Annotated in this window: 13 protein-coding genes; 10 read left to right on the top strand and 3 right to left on the bottom strand. The window is 60.2% G+C overall.

The features are described from left to right. Nucleotides 1–208 precede the first annotated feature (208 nt). Complete coding sequence (gene azu, locus AC3ISR_RS02750) at nucleotides 209–655, top strand: azurin (RefSeq protein ID WP_192300254.1); 447 nt, start codon at nucleotides 209–211, stop codon at nucleotides 653–655. Nucleotides 656–792: 137 nt separating this feature from the next. On the opposite strand, the gene nadE is transcribed toward azu, so the two are convergent. The 3 genes from nadE to AC3ISR_RS02765 form a co-directional block, all read right to left on the bottom strand. Next, nucleotides 793–1,620, bottom strand: coding sequence for an NAD(+) synthase (gene nadE / locus AC3ISR_RS02755; RefSeq protein WP_192300253.1), 828 nt, complete (start codon nucleotides 1,618–1,620; stop codon nucleotides 793–795). 3 nt (nucleotides 1,621–1,623) lie between these two features. Beyond that, entirely contained in the window at nucleotides 1,624–2,838 is a 1,215-nt protein-coding gene (pncB, locus tag AC3ISR_RS02760; protein ID WP_192300252.1) for a nicotinate phosphoribosyltransferase, read from the bottom strand. 219 nt (nucleotides 2,839–3,057) lie between these two features. Next, complete coding sequence (locus tag AC3ISR_RS02765; RefSeq protein WP_463984628.1) at nucleotides 3,058–3,948, bottom strand: LysR family transcriptional regulator; 891 nt, start codon at nucleotides 3,946–3,948, stop codon at nucleotides 3,058–3,060. A 155-nt stretch (nucleotides 3,949–4,103) separates the two neighbouring features. Here AC3ISR_RS02765 and amaB point away from each other — a divergent pair, with 155 nt between their 5' ends. The 9 genes from amaB to AC3ISR_RS02810 all read left to right on the top strand — a co-directional run bounded on the left by amaB (nucleotide 4,104) and on the right by AC3ISR_RS02810 (nucleotide 15,216). Next, the gene (gene amaB / locus AC3ISR_RS02770; protein WP_192300248.1) at nucleotides 4,104–5,594 is read left to right on the top strand and encodes an L-piperidine-6-carboxylate dehydrogenase; all 1,491 of its coding nucleotides are present in this window, start codon (nucleotides 4,104–4,106) and stop codon (nucleotides 5,592–5,594) included. A 193-nt stretch (nucleotides 5,595–5,787) separates the two neighbouring features. Continuing rightward, nucleotides 5,788–7,071 carry an L-pipecolate oxidase gene (gene amaA / locus AC3ISR_RS02775; RefSeq protein WP_489324572.1) on the top strand — a complete coding sequence of 428 codons (1,284 nt, stop codon included), beginning with the start codon at nucleotides 5,788–5,790 and terminating at the stop codon, nucleotides 7,069–7,071. Nucleotides 7,072–7,445: 374 nt separating this feature from the next. Next, a complete protein-coding gene (locus AC3ISR_RS02780) occupies nucleotides 7,446–8,582 on the top strand; it encodes a branched-chain amino acid ABC transporter substrate-binding protein (protein WP_192300246.1) in 1,137 nt (378 codons plus the stop codon). Nucleotides 8,583–8,783: 201 nt separating this feature from the next. Next, nucleotides 8,784–9,698 carry an ABC transporter permease subunit gene (locus AC3ISR_RS02785; protein ID WP_463984630.1) on the top strand — a complete coding sequence of 305 codons (915 nt, stop codon included), beginning with the start codon at nucleotides 8,784–8,786 and terminating at the stop codon, nucleotides 9,696–9,698. 2 nt (nucleotides 9,699–9,700) lie between these two features. Next, on the top strand, nucleotides 9,701–10,978 hold the full coding sequence (livM, locus tag AC3ISR_RS02790) for a high-affinity branched-chain amino acid ABC transporter permease LivM (RefSeq protein WP_192300244.1): 1,278 nt from the start codon (nucleotides 9,701–9,703) through the stop codon (nucleotides 10,976–10,978). Next, entirely contained in the window at nucleotides 10,975–11,850 is an 876-nt protein-coding gene (locus tag AC3ISR_RS02795) for an ABC transporter ATP-binding protein (RefSeq protein ID WP_192300243.1), read from the top strand. Before livM ends, AC3ISR_RS02795 begins: the two co-directional genes overlap by 4 nt. Next, complete coding sequence (locus AC3ISR_RS02800) at nucleotides 11,847–12,563, top strand: ABC transporter ATP-binding protein (protein WP_192300242.1); 717 nt, start codon at nucleotides 11,847–11,849, stop codon at nucleotides 12,561–12,563. Before AC3ISR_RS02795 ends, AC3ISR_RS02800 begins: the two co-directional genes overlap by 4 nt. A 785-nt stretch (nucleotides 12,564–13,348) precedes the next feature. Beyond that, entirely contained in the window at nucleotides 13,349–14,113 is a 765-nt protein-coding gene (locus AC3ISR_RS02805) for an SDR family oxidoreductase (protein ID WP_192300241.1), read from the top strand. 197 nt (nucleotides 14,114–14,310) lie between these two features. Next, complete coding sequence (locus AC3ISR_RS02810; RefSeq protein ID WP_192300240.1) at nucleotides 14,311–15,216, top strand: cation diffusion facilitator family transporter; 906 nt, start codon at nucleotides 14,311–14,313, stop codon at nucleotides 15,214–15,216. Nucleotides 15,217–15,294 lie beyond the last annotated feature (78 nt).

The raw sequence follows: 15,294 nt of genomic DNA on the forward strand, positions 1-15,294 counted from the left end.
AACAGTTGGTCGAGGTGCATGATGCGGGCTCCAGTGGTTGGTGGGCCGATCATAGGGTGGTCGTAGTACTTTGGCCGTTAGATTGTGTTGATAAGTCTGATAGCCTAAAGTTGTATACAATCTGTTGACTCAGATCATAAGAACTCATGCCTGCTTGAGGCACCCTTGTCGCAATCCGCGTTTTTTAAACCCTGCCTTGGAGATTCACATGTTCGCCAAACTCGTTGCTGTTTCCCTGCTGACTCTGGCTAGCGGCCAGTTGCTTGCTGCAGAGTGCAAGGTCACCGTCGACTCCACTGACCAGATGTCCTTCAACACCAAGGAAATCACGATCGACAAGAGCTGCAAGACGTTCACCGTGAACCTGGAACACTCGGGCAGCTTGCCGAAAAACGTCATGGGCCATAACTGGGTACTGACCAGCGCGGCCGACATGCAACCGGTTGCCACTGACGGCATGGCCGCTGGCATCGACAAGAACTACCTGAAGGAAGGTGATGCACGCATCATCGCCCACACCAAGATCATCGGTGCCGGCGAGAAAGATTCGGTGACCTTCGACGTGTCGAAACTGGCCGCCGGGACTGACTACGCGTTCTTCTGCTCGTTCCCGGGCCACATCTCGATGATGAAAGGCACGGTGGTCGTCAAGTAAGACCGCGTTATCGTTCTTCGCGGGCAAGCCCGCTCCCACATTCGACCGCATTCCCCTGTTGGAGCGCGGTCAAGTGTGGGAGCGGGCTTGCCCGCGAAGGCGACTTAACAATCAATACAGAACTTGCCAGGCCCACCTCACGGCGCGAACGGCATAACCCGCTTGTGGGCAGTCTTGCGGTAGGTCTCGCAGATAATCCGGAACGCTTCCTCACGCACCGGCTCACCGTGCAGGAACGCATCAATCTCCGCATACGTCACGCCATGTGACGCCTCGTCCGGCTTGCCCGGCGACAAGTCTTCCAGGTCCGCCGTCGGCACCTTCTCCACCAACGATTCCGGCGCGCCAAAGTAGCGTGCAATCGAACGCACCTGGTTTTTCACCAGCCCGCTCAACGGTGCCAGGTCGCACGCACCATCACCGAACTTGGTGAAAAAGCCCATCACCGCTTCCGCCGCATGGTCAGTACCGATCACCAAGCCACCGGCCGCGCCGGCGACGGTGTACTGCGCCACCATGCGCATGCGCGCCTTGGTGTTGCCCAGCACGAAGTCGCGGGAAACTGCGGCTTTGCCTTCAAACGCCGCCACTTCAGCCGCCAGGGCTTTCACCGCGGGGCCGATGTTGACGGTATGGCGCTCGTCCGGCTCGATAAAGTCCACCGAGGCCGTGGCGTCGATTTCATCGAACTGGACTTCGTACGGCAGGCGCACCGCGATAAAGCGGTAGGCCGCATCACCGCTGTTTTCGCGCAGTTCTTTTACCGCGCGCTGGGCCAAGAGGCCGGCGGTCAGGGAGTCGACGCCGCCGCTGATGCCCAGCACCAACGTCTTCAGCCCGGAATTGCGCAGGCAATCCTGGATAAAGGCCACGCGGCGGGCCACCTCGGCCTCCAGGGCCGCCTGGTCGTTGAACGGCGCTTGGACCTTGAGTTGTTCAGCAATCTCACGCTGTACGGCTTGCATGATTCACTCCTTGCTAGAGATGGCAGGTACTTTGAAAACGTGACGCAAATAGGCGACAAAGTTCGGATCGGTGCAGTGGGTCTTGCCCGCTTCGTCGGAAATTTTCGCGACGGGCTGGCCATTGCAGGCGGTCATTTTAAGCACGATGCTCATCGGTTCCACCCCTGGAATATCGCAAGTCAGGTTGGTGCCAATGCCAAAGCTCACATTGATCCGTCCACGCAGCGCCCGGAAGATCTCCAGCGCCTTGGGCAGCGACAGGCTGTCGGAGAACACCAGGGTCTTGCTCATCGGCTCGATGCCCAGCTTGTGGTAGTGGGCGATGGCTTTTTCGGCCCACTGCACGGGATCACCGGAGTCGTGGCGCAAGCCGTCGAACAGCTTGGCGAAGTACAGATCGAAATCGCCGAGGAACGCATCGGTGGTAATGCAATCGGTCAGGGCGATGCCCAGCAGGCCACGGTATTCGCGGACCCAGCAATCGAGGGCGGCGATCTGGCTGTCGATCAGGCGCGGGCCGAGTTGCTGGTGGGCCATGATCCATTCGTGGGCCATGGTGCCGAGCGGTTTCATGTCCAGCTCGCGGGCCAGGTGCACGTTGCTGGTGCCGACGAAACGGCCGGGGAAGTCATGCTTGAGCACGTTGACCACTTCCTCCTGCACCCGGTACGAAAAACGCCGGCGCGTGCCGAAATCGGCGACTTGCAGTTCGGATAATTCATCGCTGCTGGCGTTGGCCGTCAGCCAATCGAACTTGCGGTACAACTGCTCGCGGGCCTGTTCGAGGATCACGCTCTGGTAGCGATAGCGGTTACGTACTTCGCTGACGATGGCCAGCATCGGCACTTCAAACAGGATCACATGCAGCCACGGCCCGCGCAGGCGGATAAACAACTCACCGTTCTCGATCCCGGTCTGCACATAGCGCAAGTTGAAGCGGAACAGCCCGAGGAAGCGCAAAAAATCCGGCTTCATAAAGCTGATGCGCTCCAGGAAACCCAGTTGGTCGGGGCTCAGGCTCAACTCGGCGAGGCGCTCGATCTGGTAGCGGATTTCCGCCAGGTACGGGCGCAGATCCTCACTGTTGCGGCAACGAAACTCCCATTCAACTTCCACATTCGGGTAGTTGTGCAGCACCGCCTGCATCATGGTCAGCTTGTAGAAGTCGGTGTCGAGCAGGTTCTGCACGATGCGATCGGCAAACACACTCTCGCTCATAACGGGACTCTCCAGACGGATCGGCGATGGGCGCCGACCTTTACGCACAATTAAGGATGGGGGCTAGTGGCGCATAGGCGGGGGGTGGTTTGCCAGTGTTTTTTCAGCTTGGCATTTTTGTGGCGACCACTTGTGCCTTCGCGAGCAAGCCCGCTCCCACATTTGGAATGCATTTCAAGTGTGGGAGCGGGCTTGCTCGCGAAGGCGTCATTTCAGACGCTAAATCACCTGCTCCATCATCCACCTCACAAACTCCCGCACCTTCGGCACCTCCGCCGAATGCTCCGGGTACGCCAGGTAGTACGCGTCCTGGCTCGGCATCGCATGCTGCCAGGGGATTACCAGTTTGCCGTCGGCCAATTCCTCCTCCACCAGGAACCGTGGCAATAGCGCCACGCCGCAGCCCACCTGCGCCGCGCGGATACACATGTAAAAGGTGTCGAAACGCGGTCCGTGGTAGCTGTGTTCGGTCTGGTAGCCCTGGCTGGCGAACCAGTCGTGCCAGCCCTGGGGGCGCGAGGCGTTTTGCAGCAGCACCAAGTCGCTCAGTTGCGTCGGGTCGGTGAATGGCTGCGCGGGCAGGCTGTCCGGGGCGCAGACGGGCACCAGCTCTTCGCTGAACAATTTCAGGCTCTCGGTGCCCGGGCGTGAGCCTTGGCCGAAGTAGAAGGCCATGTCGGCCTTGCCTTGCAGCAGCTCGTCCGGGTCTTGTTCGTTGCACAGGTCCAGATGGATCTGCGGGTGACGCAGCCGCCAGCCCTTGAGGCGCGGCACCAGCCAGCGGGCGCCGAAGGTGTAGGGCGTGGACACCCGTAGCACTTCGGTCTCGCCACCGTAGGAACGCAGGTAGTGGGTGGACATCTCCACTTGCGTGAGGATTTTTCTCACTTCCACCAGGTACAGGTCGCCCGCCGGGGTCATCTGTAAACGTCGGCGCACGCGGCGAAACAGCAGGTGCTGGAGCAGTTCTTCCAACTGCGCCACCTGCTTGCTCACCGCACTTTGCGTGAGGTTCAGCTCCTCGGCGGCGCGGGTAAAGCTCAGGTGGCGGGTGGCGGCTTCGAAGCACTGCAGGGCGGTGATCGAGGGCAAATGTCTTTTGTTCAGCACGCTGTGCCTCTTTTTATGTTTTGCATGAATTAATGGAATGATATCTCGCCTAATCGTCGTTTGTTGGCAAGTCTTGCGCCAGCTACAAATAAGCTCTGGATCGTCGTGTTCCTCGCGGCGCGAATTTTTAGGTCTGCAGACTGAAGGAGTGACCCATGGTTGCCGCATTGCTTGATCGTCTCGGGGTAAACCCGGCGCTGTACCAGGCGGGGAAACAACCCGTGCATTCGCCGATTGATGGCAGCCGTATCGGCAGTGTGCACTGGGAAGGTGCCGCCGAGGTGGAGCAACAGGTCAGTCGCGCCGAGCATGCATTCGAGGCCTGGCGCAAAGTGCCGGCGCCGCGTCGCGGTGAGCTGGTGCGCCAATTTGGCGAGGTGCTGCGCGAATACAAGGCCGACCTCGGCGAGTTGGTCTCCTGGGAAGCCGGCAAGATCACCCAGGAAGGCTTGGGTGAAGTGCAGGAGATGATCGACATCTGCGACTTCGCCGTCGGCCTGTCCCGCCAGCTCTACGGCTTGACCATCGCCTCTGAGCGTCCTGGCCACCATATGCGCGAAACCTGGCACCCGCTGGGTGTGGTCGGCGTGATCAGTGCCTTCAACTTCCCGGTCGCGGTGTGGGCGTGGAACACCGCCCTGGCGCTGGTGTGCGGCAACGCGGTGATCTGGAAACCGTCGGAAAAGACCCCGCTCACCGCCCTGGCCTGCCAGGCGTTGTTCGAGCGCGTGGTGAAGAACTTCAACGATGCGCCGCCGTACCTCAGCCAAGTGATCATCGGCGGTCGCGATGCCGGCGCCGCGTTGGTGGATGACCCGCGTGTCGCCCTGATCAGCGCCACCGGCAGCACGCGCATGGGCCGCGAAGTGGCGCCCAAAGTCGCCGCGCGCTTTGCCCGCAGCATCCTTGAGTTGGGCGGCAACAACGCGATGATCCTCGGCCCCAGCGCCGACCTCGACATGGCCGTGCGCGCGATCCTGTTCAGCGCTGTCGGCACTGCCGGCCAGCGCTGCACCACCTTGCGCCGGTTGATTGCTCACGAATCGGTCAAGGAAGAAATCGTCACCCGCCTCAAGGCCGCCTATTCCAAGGTGCGCATCGGCCACCCGCTGGAAGGCAACCTGATCGGCCCGCTGATCGACAAACACGGCTTCGACAATATGCAGGATGCCCTGGCGCAAGCCTTGAGCGAAGGCGGCAAGGTGTTCGGCGGCAAGCGTCAGTTGGAAGACACCTTCCCGAATGCCTACTACGTGTCGCCGGCCATCGTGGAAATGCCCGAGCAAAGCGACGTGGTGTGCACCGAAACCTTCGCGCCGATCCTGTACGTGGTCGGCTACACCGATTTCGCCGAAGCCTTGCGCCTGAACAATGCGGTGCCGCAAGGCTTGTCGTCGTGCATCTTCACCACGGACGTGCGCGAGGCCGAGCAGTTCATGTCGGCGGTGGGCAGTGACTGTGGCATCGCCAACGTCAACATCGGCCCGAGCGGCGCGGAGATCGGCGGCGCGTTTGGCGGGGAGAAAGAGACGGGCGGCGGGCGTGAGTCGGGTTCGGATGCATGGCGCGGGTATATGCGTCGCCAGACCAATACCGTGAACTACTCGCTGGAACTGCCGCTGGCCCAAGGTATTACCTTCGACTAAAACACTGTCGGAACGCGGTTGAAAATGTGGGAGCGGGCTTGCTCGCGAATGCAGTGTGTCAGTCAACAGATTTACAGCTGATCCACCGCATTCGCGAGCAAGTCGAATCGTCGCACCGCCGCTCCCACATTTGATTGGATTACCAAGTCGAAACTGAATTGAGTGGTTTGTTGGGTCTCATCGGAGTCTGGCAATGGCATTACGCGAAACATGTTTGTGGGAACACCTCACCCCCAGCCGGCCAGACCGCGCCGCGCTCAAGGGCGAGGTCAAGGTGGATGTGTGCGTGATCGGCGCCGGGATCACCGGTTTGTCAGCGGCCATTCACTTGCTGGAACAAGGTAAAAGCGTCGCCGTGCTGGAGGCCCATCGCACCGGCCACGGTGGTTCGGGGCGCAATGTCGGGCTGGTCAACGCCGGGCTGTGGATCCCGCCGGATGACATCGAAGCCGGTTTTGGCGAAGCGGTCGGCAGCCAGCTCAATCGCATGCTGGGTGCGGCGCCGGCACTGGTGTTCAGCCTGATCGACAAGTACAACATCGATTGCCAATTGCGCCGCGAGGGCACCTTGCACATGGCGCACAACGCCCGGGGCGAGGCGGATTTGCGCAGCCGCGAAGAACAATGGAAGCGCCGTGGTGCGCCGGTGGAGCTGCTCACCGGCCAGGCCTGTGAGCAGGCCACCGGCACGCAGAAAATCGCCGCTGCCTTGCTCGACCGGCGCGCCGGCACCTTGAACCCGATGGCCTACACCTGTGGTCTGGCGAATGCTGCCGTCGGCTTGGGCGGGCAGTTGTTCGATCATTCGCCGGTCACGCAGCTGGAACGCCAGGGCTCGCACTGGTCGGTGCAGACCGTCCAGGGCTCGGTGCAGGCCAGCCAAGTGGTGATCGCCTCCAACGCCTACACCGAAGGCGAATGGACCGAACTGCGGCGCAATTTCTTCCCCGGCTACTACTATCAGGTCGCTTCGACGCCGCTGACGGATGCCGCTGCCCAACAGATCCTTCCCGGTGGCCAGGGCTCGTGGGACACCCGCCAAGTACTGAGCAGCATCCGCCGTGACGCCGATGGCCGCCTGCTCCTTGGCAGCCTGGGCAATGGCAACCAGAAACCCGCCTGGTTTCTCAAGGCGTGGGCCGATCGGGTGCAGCAGCATTACTTCCCGTACCTCAAATCGGTGCAGTGGGAGTACACCTGGACCGGCTGCATCGCCTTCACTCCCGACCACTTGATGCGCCTGTTCGAACCGGCGCCGGGGCTGGTGGCCGTTACCGGCTATAACGGGCGTGGCGTGACCACCGGCAGTGTGGTCGGCAAGGCGTTCGCCGACTATCTATGTCACCAGAATCCCCAGGCCTTACCGATCCCGTTTGCACCCATGCAGCCGCTGGCCGGGGTGGGCCTGCGCAGTTGCTTGTATGAGGCTGGATTCTCGCTGTATCACGCCGGGCAATGTCTGCGGATCGTGATCTGATCAGCGAAATACCGCTCAGAAGCCCGCATTTTCTTAGCAGGCTACTAATCTGTATTGGTGCAAGTCGTAGCAGTCGCGCACTGTAAATGTGCAGTTCCGTTACGCAGCCTGTTACAGCTGTAGGTACTGTCGTTTATAGGCCTGGTTGCAGGTGCGACCTGCCAGGGTTGTACTTTTTTCGCTCATTGGTTGCACCTATTGATCCTAGAGGGTTGCACGTCCTGACGAACGGAGCCGAAACGCCTGTAATTCCAATGACACCGTGTCTTTTTGAAGAATAAAAACCTACTGGCACGCGCTTTGCTCTGGGCTTTCAGTGGAAAGTTTGAACGCAAGTTGTAGTGCCAAAAATCAAAAATATCGGAGCACCACTCATGTCCCAGACGTTTTACAAGAAAGGTTTTCTTGCCCTCGCCGTTGCAGCGGCCCTGGGTGTTTCTACGTTTGTTCAAGCTGATGTGAAGATTGGCGTAGCGGGGCCCATGACGGGTGCCAACGCCGCTTTCGGTGAGCAGTACATGAAGGGTGCCCAGGCGGCGGCCGATACCATCAACAAGGCTGGTGGCATCAATGGCGAGAAAATCGTCCTGGTGGCCGGCGACGACGCTTGCGAGCCCAAGCAGGCCGTAGCCGTGGCCAACCGCCTGGCCGATCAGGACAAAGTCATCGGCGTGGTCGGGCACTTCTGCTCGTCCAACACCATCCCGGCGTCCGAGGTCTACGACGAAGCGGGCATCATCGCCATCACCCCTGGCTCCACCAACCCGCAAGTCACCGAGCGCGGCCTGGGTGCCATGTTCCGTATGTGCGGGCGTGACGACCAGCAAGGCATCGTCGCCGGCGACTACATCGTCGACGTACTCAAGGGCAAGAAAGTCGCGGTGATCAACGACAAGGACACCTATGGCAAAGGCCTGGCCGATGCCACCGCTGCCCAGTTGACCAAGCGTGGCGTCAAGCCGGTGCTGGAAGAAGGCCTGACCCGTGGCGAGAAAGACTTCAGCGCCCTGGTCACCAAGATCCGTTCCCTGGGCGCCGACGTCGTGTACTTCGGCGGCCTGCACCCGGAAGCCGGTCCACTGGTTCGCCAGATCCGTGAAGCCGGCCTGAAAGACGTCAAGTTCATGTCCGATGACGGCATCGTCACCGACGAACTGGTCGCCACCGCTGGCGGCAAGCAATACGTCGACGGCGTCTACATGACCTTCGGCGCCGACCCGCGCCTGCTGCCGGACAGCAAGGCCGTGGTGGAAGAGTTCCGCAAAAACGGCACCGAGCCTGAAGGCTACACCCTGTACGCCTACGCCTCGGTCCAGGCCCTGGCTGCCGGCTTCAACGGCGCCAAGTCCAACAAGGGCGAAGACGCGGCCAAATGGCTCAAGGCCAACCCGGTCCAGACCGTCATGGGCAAAAAGGAATGGGACGGCAAGGGCGACCTGAAAATCTCCGACTACGTGGTTTACCAGTGGGATAAAGACGGTAAATACCATCAGCTGGAAAAACAGAAGTAAGTACAAACACCGCGGACCTAATGTGGGAGCGGGCTTGCTCGCGAATGCGGCGTGTCAGTCTCTGAATGTGTTTCTGACACCCCGCCTTCGCGAGCAAGCCCGCTCCCACAGGGGGACTGTGTTGTGATCAAGATCTGTCTTTTCCTCCAGAAGCGCCGCACACCCACAGGTGTGCAGGTGCTCACCGCGTGAGATTGCGTTATGGATGGTATTTTCCTGCAGCAACTGGTCAACGGCCTGACCCTCGGGTCGGTCTACGGCCTGATCGCCATCGGCTACACAATGGTCTACGGCATCATCGGCATGATCAACTTCGCCCACGGCGAGGTTTATATGATTTCCGCTTACCTCGCGGCGATCACTCTGGCCCTGCTGGCCTACTTCGGCATTGAATCCTTCCCGCTGCTCATTCTCGGCACCTTGATCTTCACCGTGGTCGTCACCGGCGTGTACGGTTGGGTCATCGAGCGTGTCGCCTACAAACCGCTGCGCAACTCCACCCGCTTGGCCCCGCTGATCAGCGCCATCGGTATCTCCCTGATCCTGCAGAACTACGCACAGATCGCCCAGGGCGCCAAGCAACAAGGGATTCCCACCTTGCTGGCCGGGGCCTGGCGTGTCGAGATCGGCACCGGTTTCGTGCAGTTGACGTACACCAAGGTCTTCATCCTGGTCGCCGCCTTCGCGGGCATGGCCCTGCTGACCTACGTGATCAAGTACACCAAGCTCGGCCGCATGTGCCGCGCCACCCAGCAAGACCGCAAGATGGCTTCGATCCTCGGCATCAACACCGACCGCGTGATTTCCTACGTGTTTGTCATCGGGGCCGCCATGGCCGCCCTCGCCGGTGTGCTCATCACCCTCAACTACGGCACCTTCGACTTCTATGCCGGCTTCATCATCGGCATCAAGGCGTTCACCGCTGCGGTTCTCGGCGGCATCGGCTCCCTGCCTGGGGCGATGCTCGGCGGGATCATCCTCGGCATCTCCGAGTCGCTGTTCTCGGGGTTGATCAACTCTGACTACAAAGACGTGTTCAGTTTCTCCCTGCTGGTGGTGATTCTGATTTTCCGTCCCCAGGGCCTGCTGGGTCGCCCACTCGTGGCTAAGGTGTAAACATGTCTGCTGCCAAACCCATCGATATCAAGAAAAGTGTGGTCGATACGATCCTTGCCGGGCTTATTTCCCTGGTCGTGTTCGGCCCGATCGTCGGCGTAGTCCTCGACGGCTATAGCTTCAACCTGGAACCGGCCCGCGTGGCCACGTTGGTCGCCATCGTGATGGTCGGCCGGTTTGCCCTGAGCCTGTTCCTGCAAACGCCCAAGGGCCTCAAGGTCCTGCAAGGTTTCGAGAGCAGCGGTTCGGGTGTGCATGTGCTGGCGCCGGACTACAAGTCGCGGTTGCGCTGGATTATCCCGGCACTGATCGTGATTGCCATCGTGTTCCCGATCTTCGCCAACAAATACCTGCTGACCGTGGTGATCCTCGGGCTGATCTACGTATTGCTCGGCCTTGGGCTGAACATCGTGGTTGGCCTGGCCGGCCTGCTCGACCTGGGTTACGTGGCGTTCTACGCCATCGGCGCCTACGGCCTGGCCCTGGGGTATCAGTACCTCGGCCTGGGTTTCTGGACGGTACTGCCACTGGCGGCCATCGCGGCGGCTTTGGCCGGCTGCATACTCGGCTTCCCGGTGTTGCGAATGCACGGCGACTACCTCGCCATCGTGACCCTGGGCTTTGGTGAAATCATCCGGTTGGTGCTGAACAACTGGCTGTCGTTCACTGGCGGCCCGAACGGCATGCCGGTGCCGTCGCCGACCTTCCTTGGCCTGGAGTTCGGGCGCAAGGCGAAGGACGGCGGGATTCCGTTCCACGAGTTCTTCGGCATCGATTACAACCCCAACATCAAGTTCATGTTCATCTACATCGTGCTGTTCCTGGTGGTGCTGGCCGTGCTGTACATCAAGCACCGCCTGACCCGCATGCCGGTCGGGCGTGCCTGGGAAGCCCTGCGCGAAGATGAAATCGCCTGCCGTTCCATGGGCCTGAACCACGTGCTGGTCAAGCTCTCGGCGTTCACCATCGGTGCCTCCACCGCAGGTCTTGCCGGGGTGTTCTTCGCCAGTTACCAAGGCTTCGTCAACCCGTCGTCGTTCACCTTCTTCGAGTCGGCGCTGATCCTGGCCATCGTGGTGTTGGGTGGCATGGGCTCGACGGTGGGCGTGGTGATCGCCGCGTTCGTGCTGACGGTTGCGCCGGAACTGCTGCGCAGCTTCTCCGAATACCGCGTGCTGCTGTTTGGTGTGTTGATGGTGGTGATGATGATCTGGCGACCGCGCGGGTTGATCCGCATCAGCCGGACCGGTGTGACACCACGCAAGGGGGTAGCGCCATGAGCAAGGAAGTCGTCCTCTCTGTGGAACATTTGATGATGCACTTCGGTGGCATCAAGGCTTTGAGCGATGTGAGCCTCAAGGTCGAACGCAACTCGATCTTCGCCCTGATCGGCCCCAACGGAGCGGGCAAGACCACGGTGTTCAACTGCCTCACCGGCTTTTACAAAGCCAGCGGCGGCAAGATCGAACTCAACGTGCGCGGCAAGCGCACCAACGTGATCCAACTGCTCGGCGAGCGCTTCCAGCCCACCGACTTCGTGTCGCCCAAAAGCTTTTTCAGCCGGGTGTTCTACAAGATGTTCGGCGGCACCCATCTGGTGAACCGCGCTGGCCTGGCGCGGACCTTCCAGAACATTCGCCTGTTCAAGGAAATGTCGGTGGTGGAAAACCTGCTGGTGGCCCAGCACATGTGGGTCAACCGCAATATGCTCGCGGGCATCCTCAACACCAAAGGCTACCGCAAGGCCGAAAGCGACGCCCTCGACCACGCCTTCTACTGGCTGGAGGTGGTGGACCTGGTGGACTGCGCCAACCGCCTCGCTGGCGAACTTTCCTACGGCCAACAACGGCGCCTGGAAATCGCCCGCGCCATGTGCACGCGGCCGCAGATCATCTGTCTCGACGAACCGGCTGCTGGCCTCAACCCCCAGGAAACCGAAGCCCTCAGCGCGATGATTCGCCTGTTGCGCGACGAACACGACCTTACGGTGGTGCTGATCGAACACGACATGGGCATGGTGATGAGTATTTCCGACCACATCGTGGTGCTTGACCACGGCAACGTGATCGCCGAAGGCGGCCCGGATGCGATCCGCAACGACCCGAAAGTGATTGCCGCCTACCTGGGCGCCGACGAAGAGGAGTTGGTATGAGCGGACCTATCCTCGAAATGAAGGACCTGGACGTGTTCTATGGCCCGATCCAGGCCTTGAAAAAAGTCTCGCTGCACATCAACGAAGGCGAAACCGTCAGCCTGATCGGCTCCAACGGCGCGGGTAAATCCACGCTGCTGATGTCGATCTTCGGCCAACCAAGGGCCGAGTCGGGGCAGATTCTGTACAACGGCGTCGATATTACCCACAAGTCGTCCCACTACATCGCCTCCAACGGCATCGCGCAGTCGCCGGAAGGGCGGCGGGTGTTCCCCGACATGACCGTCGAGGAAAACCTGCTGATGGGCACCATCCCGATTGGCGACAAATACGCCCAGGAAGACATGCAGCGCATGTTCGAGTTGTTCCCACGGCTCAAGGAACGGCGTAACCAGCGGGCCATGACCATGTCCGGCGGCGAGCAGCAAATGCTCGCCATCGCCCGCGCGCTGATGAGCCGGCCCAAGCTGTTGCTGCTGGACGAGCCGAGTCTGGGCCTGGCGCCGATTGTGGTGAAGCAGATCTTCTCGACGTTGCGCGAGCTGGCGTCTACCGGGATGACCATCTTCCTGGTGGAGCAGAACGCCAACCATGCGCTGCGCTTGTCGGATCGGGCGTATGTGATGGTCAACGGCGAGATTCGCCTGACAGGCACGGGTAAAGAGCTGCTGGTGAACGAGGAAGTGCGCAACGCCTATCTCGGCGGGCACTGACCTGAAGTTTGACGCAGGCCCCTGTGGGAGCGGGCTTGCTCGCGAAAGCGGTGTGTCAGTCAGAACATCTGAAACTGATCCACCGCCTTCGCGAGCAAGCCCGCTCCCACATTTGTTTTACGGTGTTCATAAGGCCGATACCAAATTGTGGAAAACAAATCTGGCTCCCCTCCAAAGCGCGACATATAGCCGCCGCAAATCCCTGTTTTGTCACAGTTTTGACTTGTCCCCACCTACTGTGGAACCGGCTGTGGGTAACGTGGTAGTACTCTGCTGAAGGCCTTTAAAACCGTGGCTTGTAGCGCGATGGTCGTTTTTTGATCAAGGACTTTTTCGCGGCCTGTCGAGGGCTTTGTCAACCTGTTTATAGACACAGGTATATGACTGATTTATGTCCGTCAGGCCTGTGGATAAGTCTGTGACTAAACTCTGGAAAGACCGCCGCAGAGGCCGGAATGACTGGCCTGGAGCCATCGTTCGAATTTCCCCGCTGGCAGTGGGCCTACATACGCCCTCGCAGAGGTCAAGCAAAAAACTTTCTAAAACCCTCTGAAAGCCACGCATACAGCGGCTTGGGCTGTTTTGGACTTGCCCCCAGAGACTGTGGGCGCAGCTGTGGATAACCTGCGCGCATATGGCTGTAAGCCACGGTTTAAAAGGCTTTGCTAGACATGGTTAAAAATTGATCAGGCGTGTATCGAGTTGTGTGCTTAACGGTTGCCGCCGCGGCGGCGTACGGGCATTCTGCTGGCAACTTTTTTCCCGATGCCCGCAAGGAGAACACCATGTCCGACACGCTGTTTATTACTGGCGCAACCTCAGGTTTCGGCGAGGCCTGTGCCCGTCGTTTTGCCCAAGCCGGCTGGAAACTGGTGCTCACCGGCCGTCGCGCCGACCGCTTGAATGCATTGGTGCAAGAGCTGTCAGAGCAGACCGAAGTGCACGGCCTGGTAGTGGATGTGCGTGACCGCAAGGGCATGGAAGAGGCGATCGCCAACCTGCCGCCGTCGTTCGCCAAGCTGCGCGGGCTGATCAACAACGCCGGGCTGGCCGTGGGCACCGACCCTGCGCCCAAGTGCGACCTCGACGATTGGGAGACCATGGTCGACACCAACATCAAGGGCCTGCTGACCACCACCAACCTGCTGCTGCCGCGTCTGATCGCCCACGGCCGTGGTGCCGGGATCATCAACCTCGGTTCCATCGCCGGCAACTACCCGTACCCGGGCAGCCATGTGTATGGCGGCTCCAAGGCGTTCGTGAAGCAGTTCTCGCTGAACCTGCGATGCGACCTGCAAGGCACCGGCGTGCGTGTGACCAACATCGAGCCAGGCCTGTGTGAAAGCGAGTTTTCGCTGGTGCGCTTTGGTGGCGATCAGGCGCGGTATGACGCGACGTACGCGGGTGCCGAGCCGATCCAGCCGCAGGATATTGCCGACACCATCTTCTGGGTGATGAACACTCCAGCGCATGTGAACATCAACCGCCTGGAACTGATGCCAGTGAGCCAGACCTGGGCTGGGTTTGCCATTGAGCGTGGGGCCAAGTAAGGCTTTAAACCGCGCCGCCTGCTTCGCGAGCAAGCCCGCTCCCACAGGTTGACCGAGTACATCCTTGAAATGCGGTCAAGTGTGGGAGCGGGCTTGCTCGCGAAGGCGTCAAATCGGCCAAAATGCGACATAAGGTACACTCCACCCGGTAAAACCCCTCCGCACTCTGTGGATTCAAGGTTTTGACGGGAGGAAATGTGAGTAACCGAGGTGAGCAGGCACTGCTCAAACAATCGACTATCCTGATGTTCGCAGTCGCGATCGCCGGGATTGTCACGGGTGTAGTATCCGGCGCCCAGTCCATTCTGTTCGACGGCTTTTTCTCGCTGATCGCCACCGCCATCAAGGTGCTGATGCTGATCACGGCCAAGCTGATCGCCAAGAAAAGCAACGAACGCTTCCAGTTCGGCTATTGGCACCTGGAGCCTATGGTGCTGTTGATCGAAGGCAGCTTCCTGTTGCTGATCGCCATCTACGCGTTCCTCAACGGTGTGTTCGGCATTATCAATGGCGGGCGCGAGATCGAGTTGGGGCTGGTAATCATCTACGCGGCGGTATTTACCGTGCTGGAATTCGCCTACTTCTTCTATGTGCGGTATCGCAATCGCACGCTGAAATCGTCGCTGATCCAGTTTGACAACATCAGTTGGCTAGTGGACGCCATGCTCTCGATCGGCTTGCTGATCAGCTTCCTGGTGGCGTTGTTGCTCAAGTCCCAGGGTTACGATGAGTGGGCGATGTATGTCGACCCGCTGATCCTGATCCTGCTGGCCCTGAGCATGCTGGCGCCGGCGTTCAAGATCCTGCGCCCGGCATTGCGCGAGGTGCTGGGGATCGCCCCGGACCAGTTGGACGACAAGGTGCGCGAAGTGATGAACACGGCGCAGGCCAAGCATGGTTTCGCCGATTACGTGTCCTACGTGCAAAAGCACGGGCGGGCACGGTTTATCGAGATTCATGTGGTGTTGCCGGCGGATTACCCGGTGGATAACGTGGCGACCCTGGATGGGCTGCGCGAAGAAATATCCACAGGGCTCGGCAAACCGGATGCGGCGCGCTGGTTGACCATCAGTTTTACCGGGGATCGCAAGTGGATTGCGTGAGGGGCAGGTAGACCGGGATGAAGCTTTCGCGAGCAAGCCCGCTCGCACATTCGACTGCATTTCAACGCTAGAGCGCAG

This window comes from Pseudomonas sp. GL_117 (assembly GCF_057835125.1).

What these genes read in the sequence shown, in the direction of transcription:
- pncB (WP_192300252.1), bottom strand. Translation starts at nt 2,838, where the DNA reads ATGAGCGAGAGTGTGTTTGCCGATCGCATCGTGCAGAACCTGCTCGAC.
- amaB (WP_192300248.1), top strand. Translation starts at nt 4,104, where the DNA reads ATGGTTGCCGCATTGCTTGATCGTCTCGGGGTAAACCCGGCGCTGTAC.
- livM (WP_192300244.1), top strand. Translation starts at nt 9,701, where the DNA reads ATGTCTGCTGCCAAACCCATCGATATCAAGAAAAGTGTGGTCGATACG.
- AC3ISR_RS02800 (WP_192300242.1), top strand. Translation starts at nt 11,847, where the DNA reads ATGAGCGGACCTATCCTCGAAATGAAGGACCTGGACGTGTTCTATGGC.
- AC3ISR_RS02780 (WP_192300246.1), top strand. Translation starts at nt 7,446, where the DNA reads ATGTCCCAGACGTTTTACAAGAAAGGTTTTCTTGCCCTCGCCGTTGCA.
- AC3ISR_RS02795 (WP_192300243.1), top strand. Translation starts at nt 10,975, where the DNA reads ATGAGCAAGGAAGTCGTCCTCTCTGTGGAACATTTGATGATGCACTTC.
- AC3ISR_RS02805 (WP_192300241.1), top strand. Translation starts at nt 13,349, where the DNA reads ATGTCCGACACGCTGTTTATTACTGGCGCAACCTCAGGTTTCGGCGAG.
- AC3ISR_RS02785 (WP_463984630.1), top strand. Translation starts at nt 8,784, where the DNA reads ATGGATGGTATTTTCCTGCAGCAACTGGTCAACGGCCTGACCCTCGGG.
- azu (WP_192300254.1), top strand. Translation starts at nt 209, where the DNA reads ATGTTCGCCAAACTCGTTGCTGTTTCCCTGCTGACTCTGGCTAGCGGC.
- amaA (WP_489324572.1), top strand. Translation starts at nt 5,788, where the DNA reads ATGGCATTACGCGAAACATGTTTGTGGGAACACCTCACCCCCAGCCGG.
- nadE (WP_192300253.1), bottom strand. Translation starts at nt 1,620, where the DNA reads ATGCAAGCCGTACAGCGTGAGATTGCTGAACAACTCAAGGTCCAAGCG.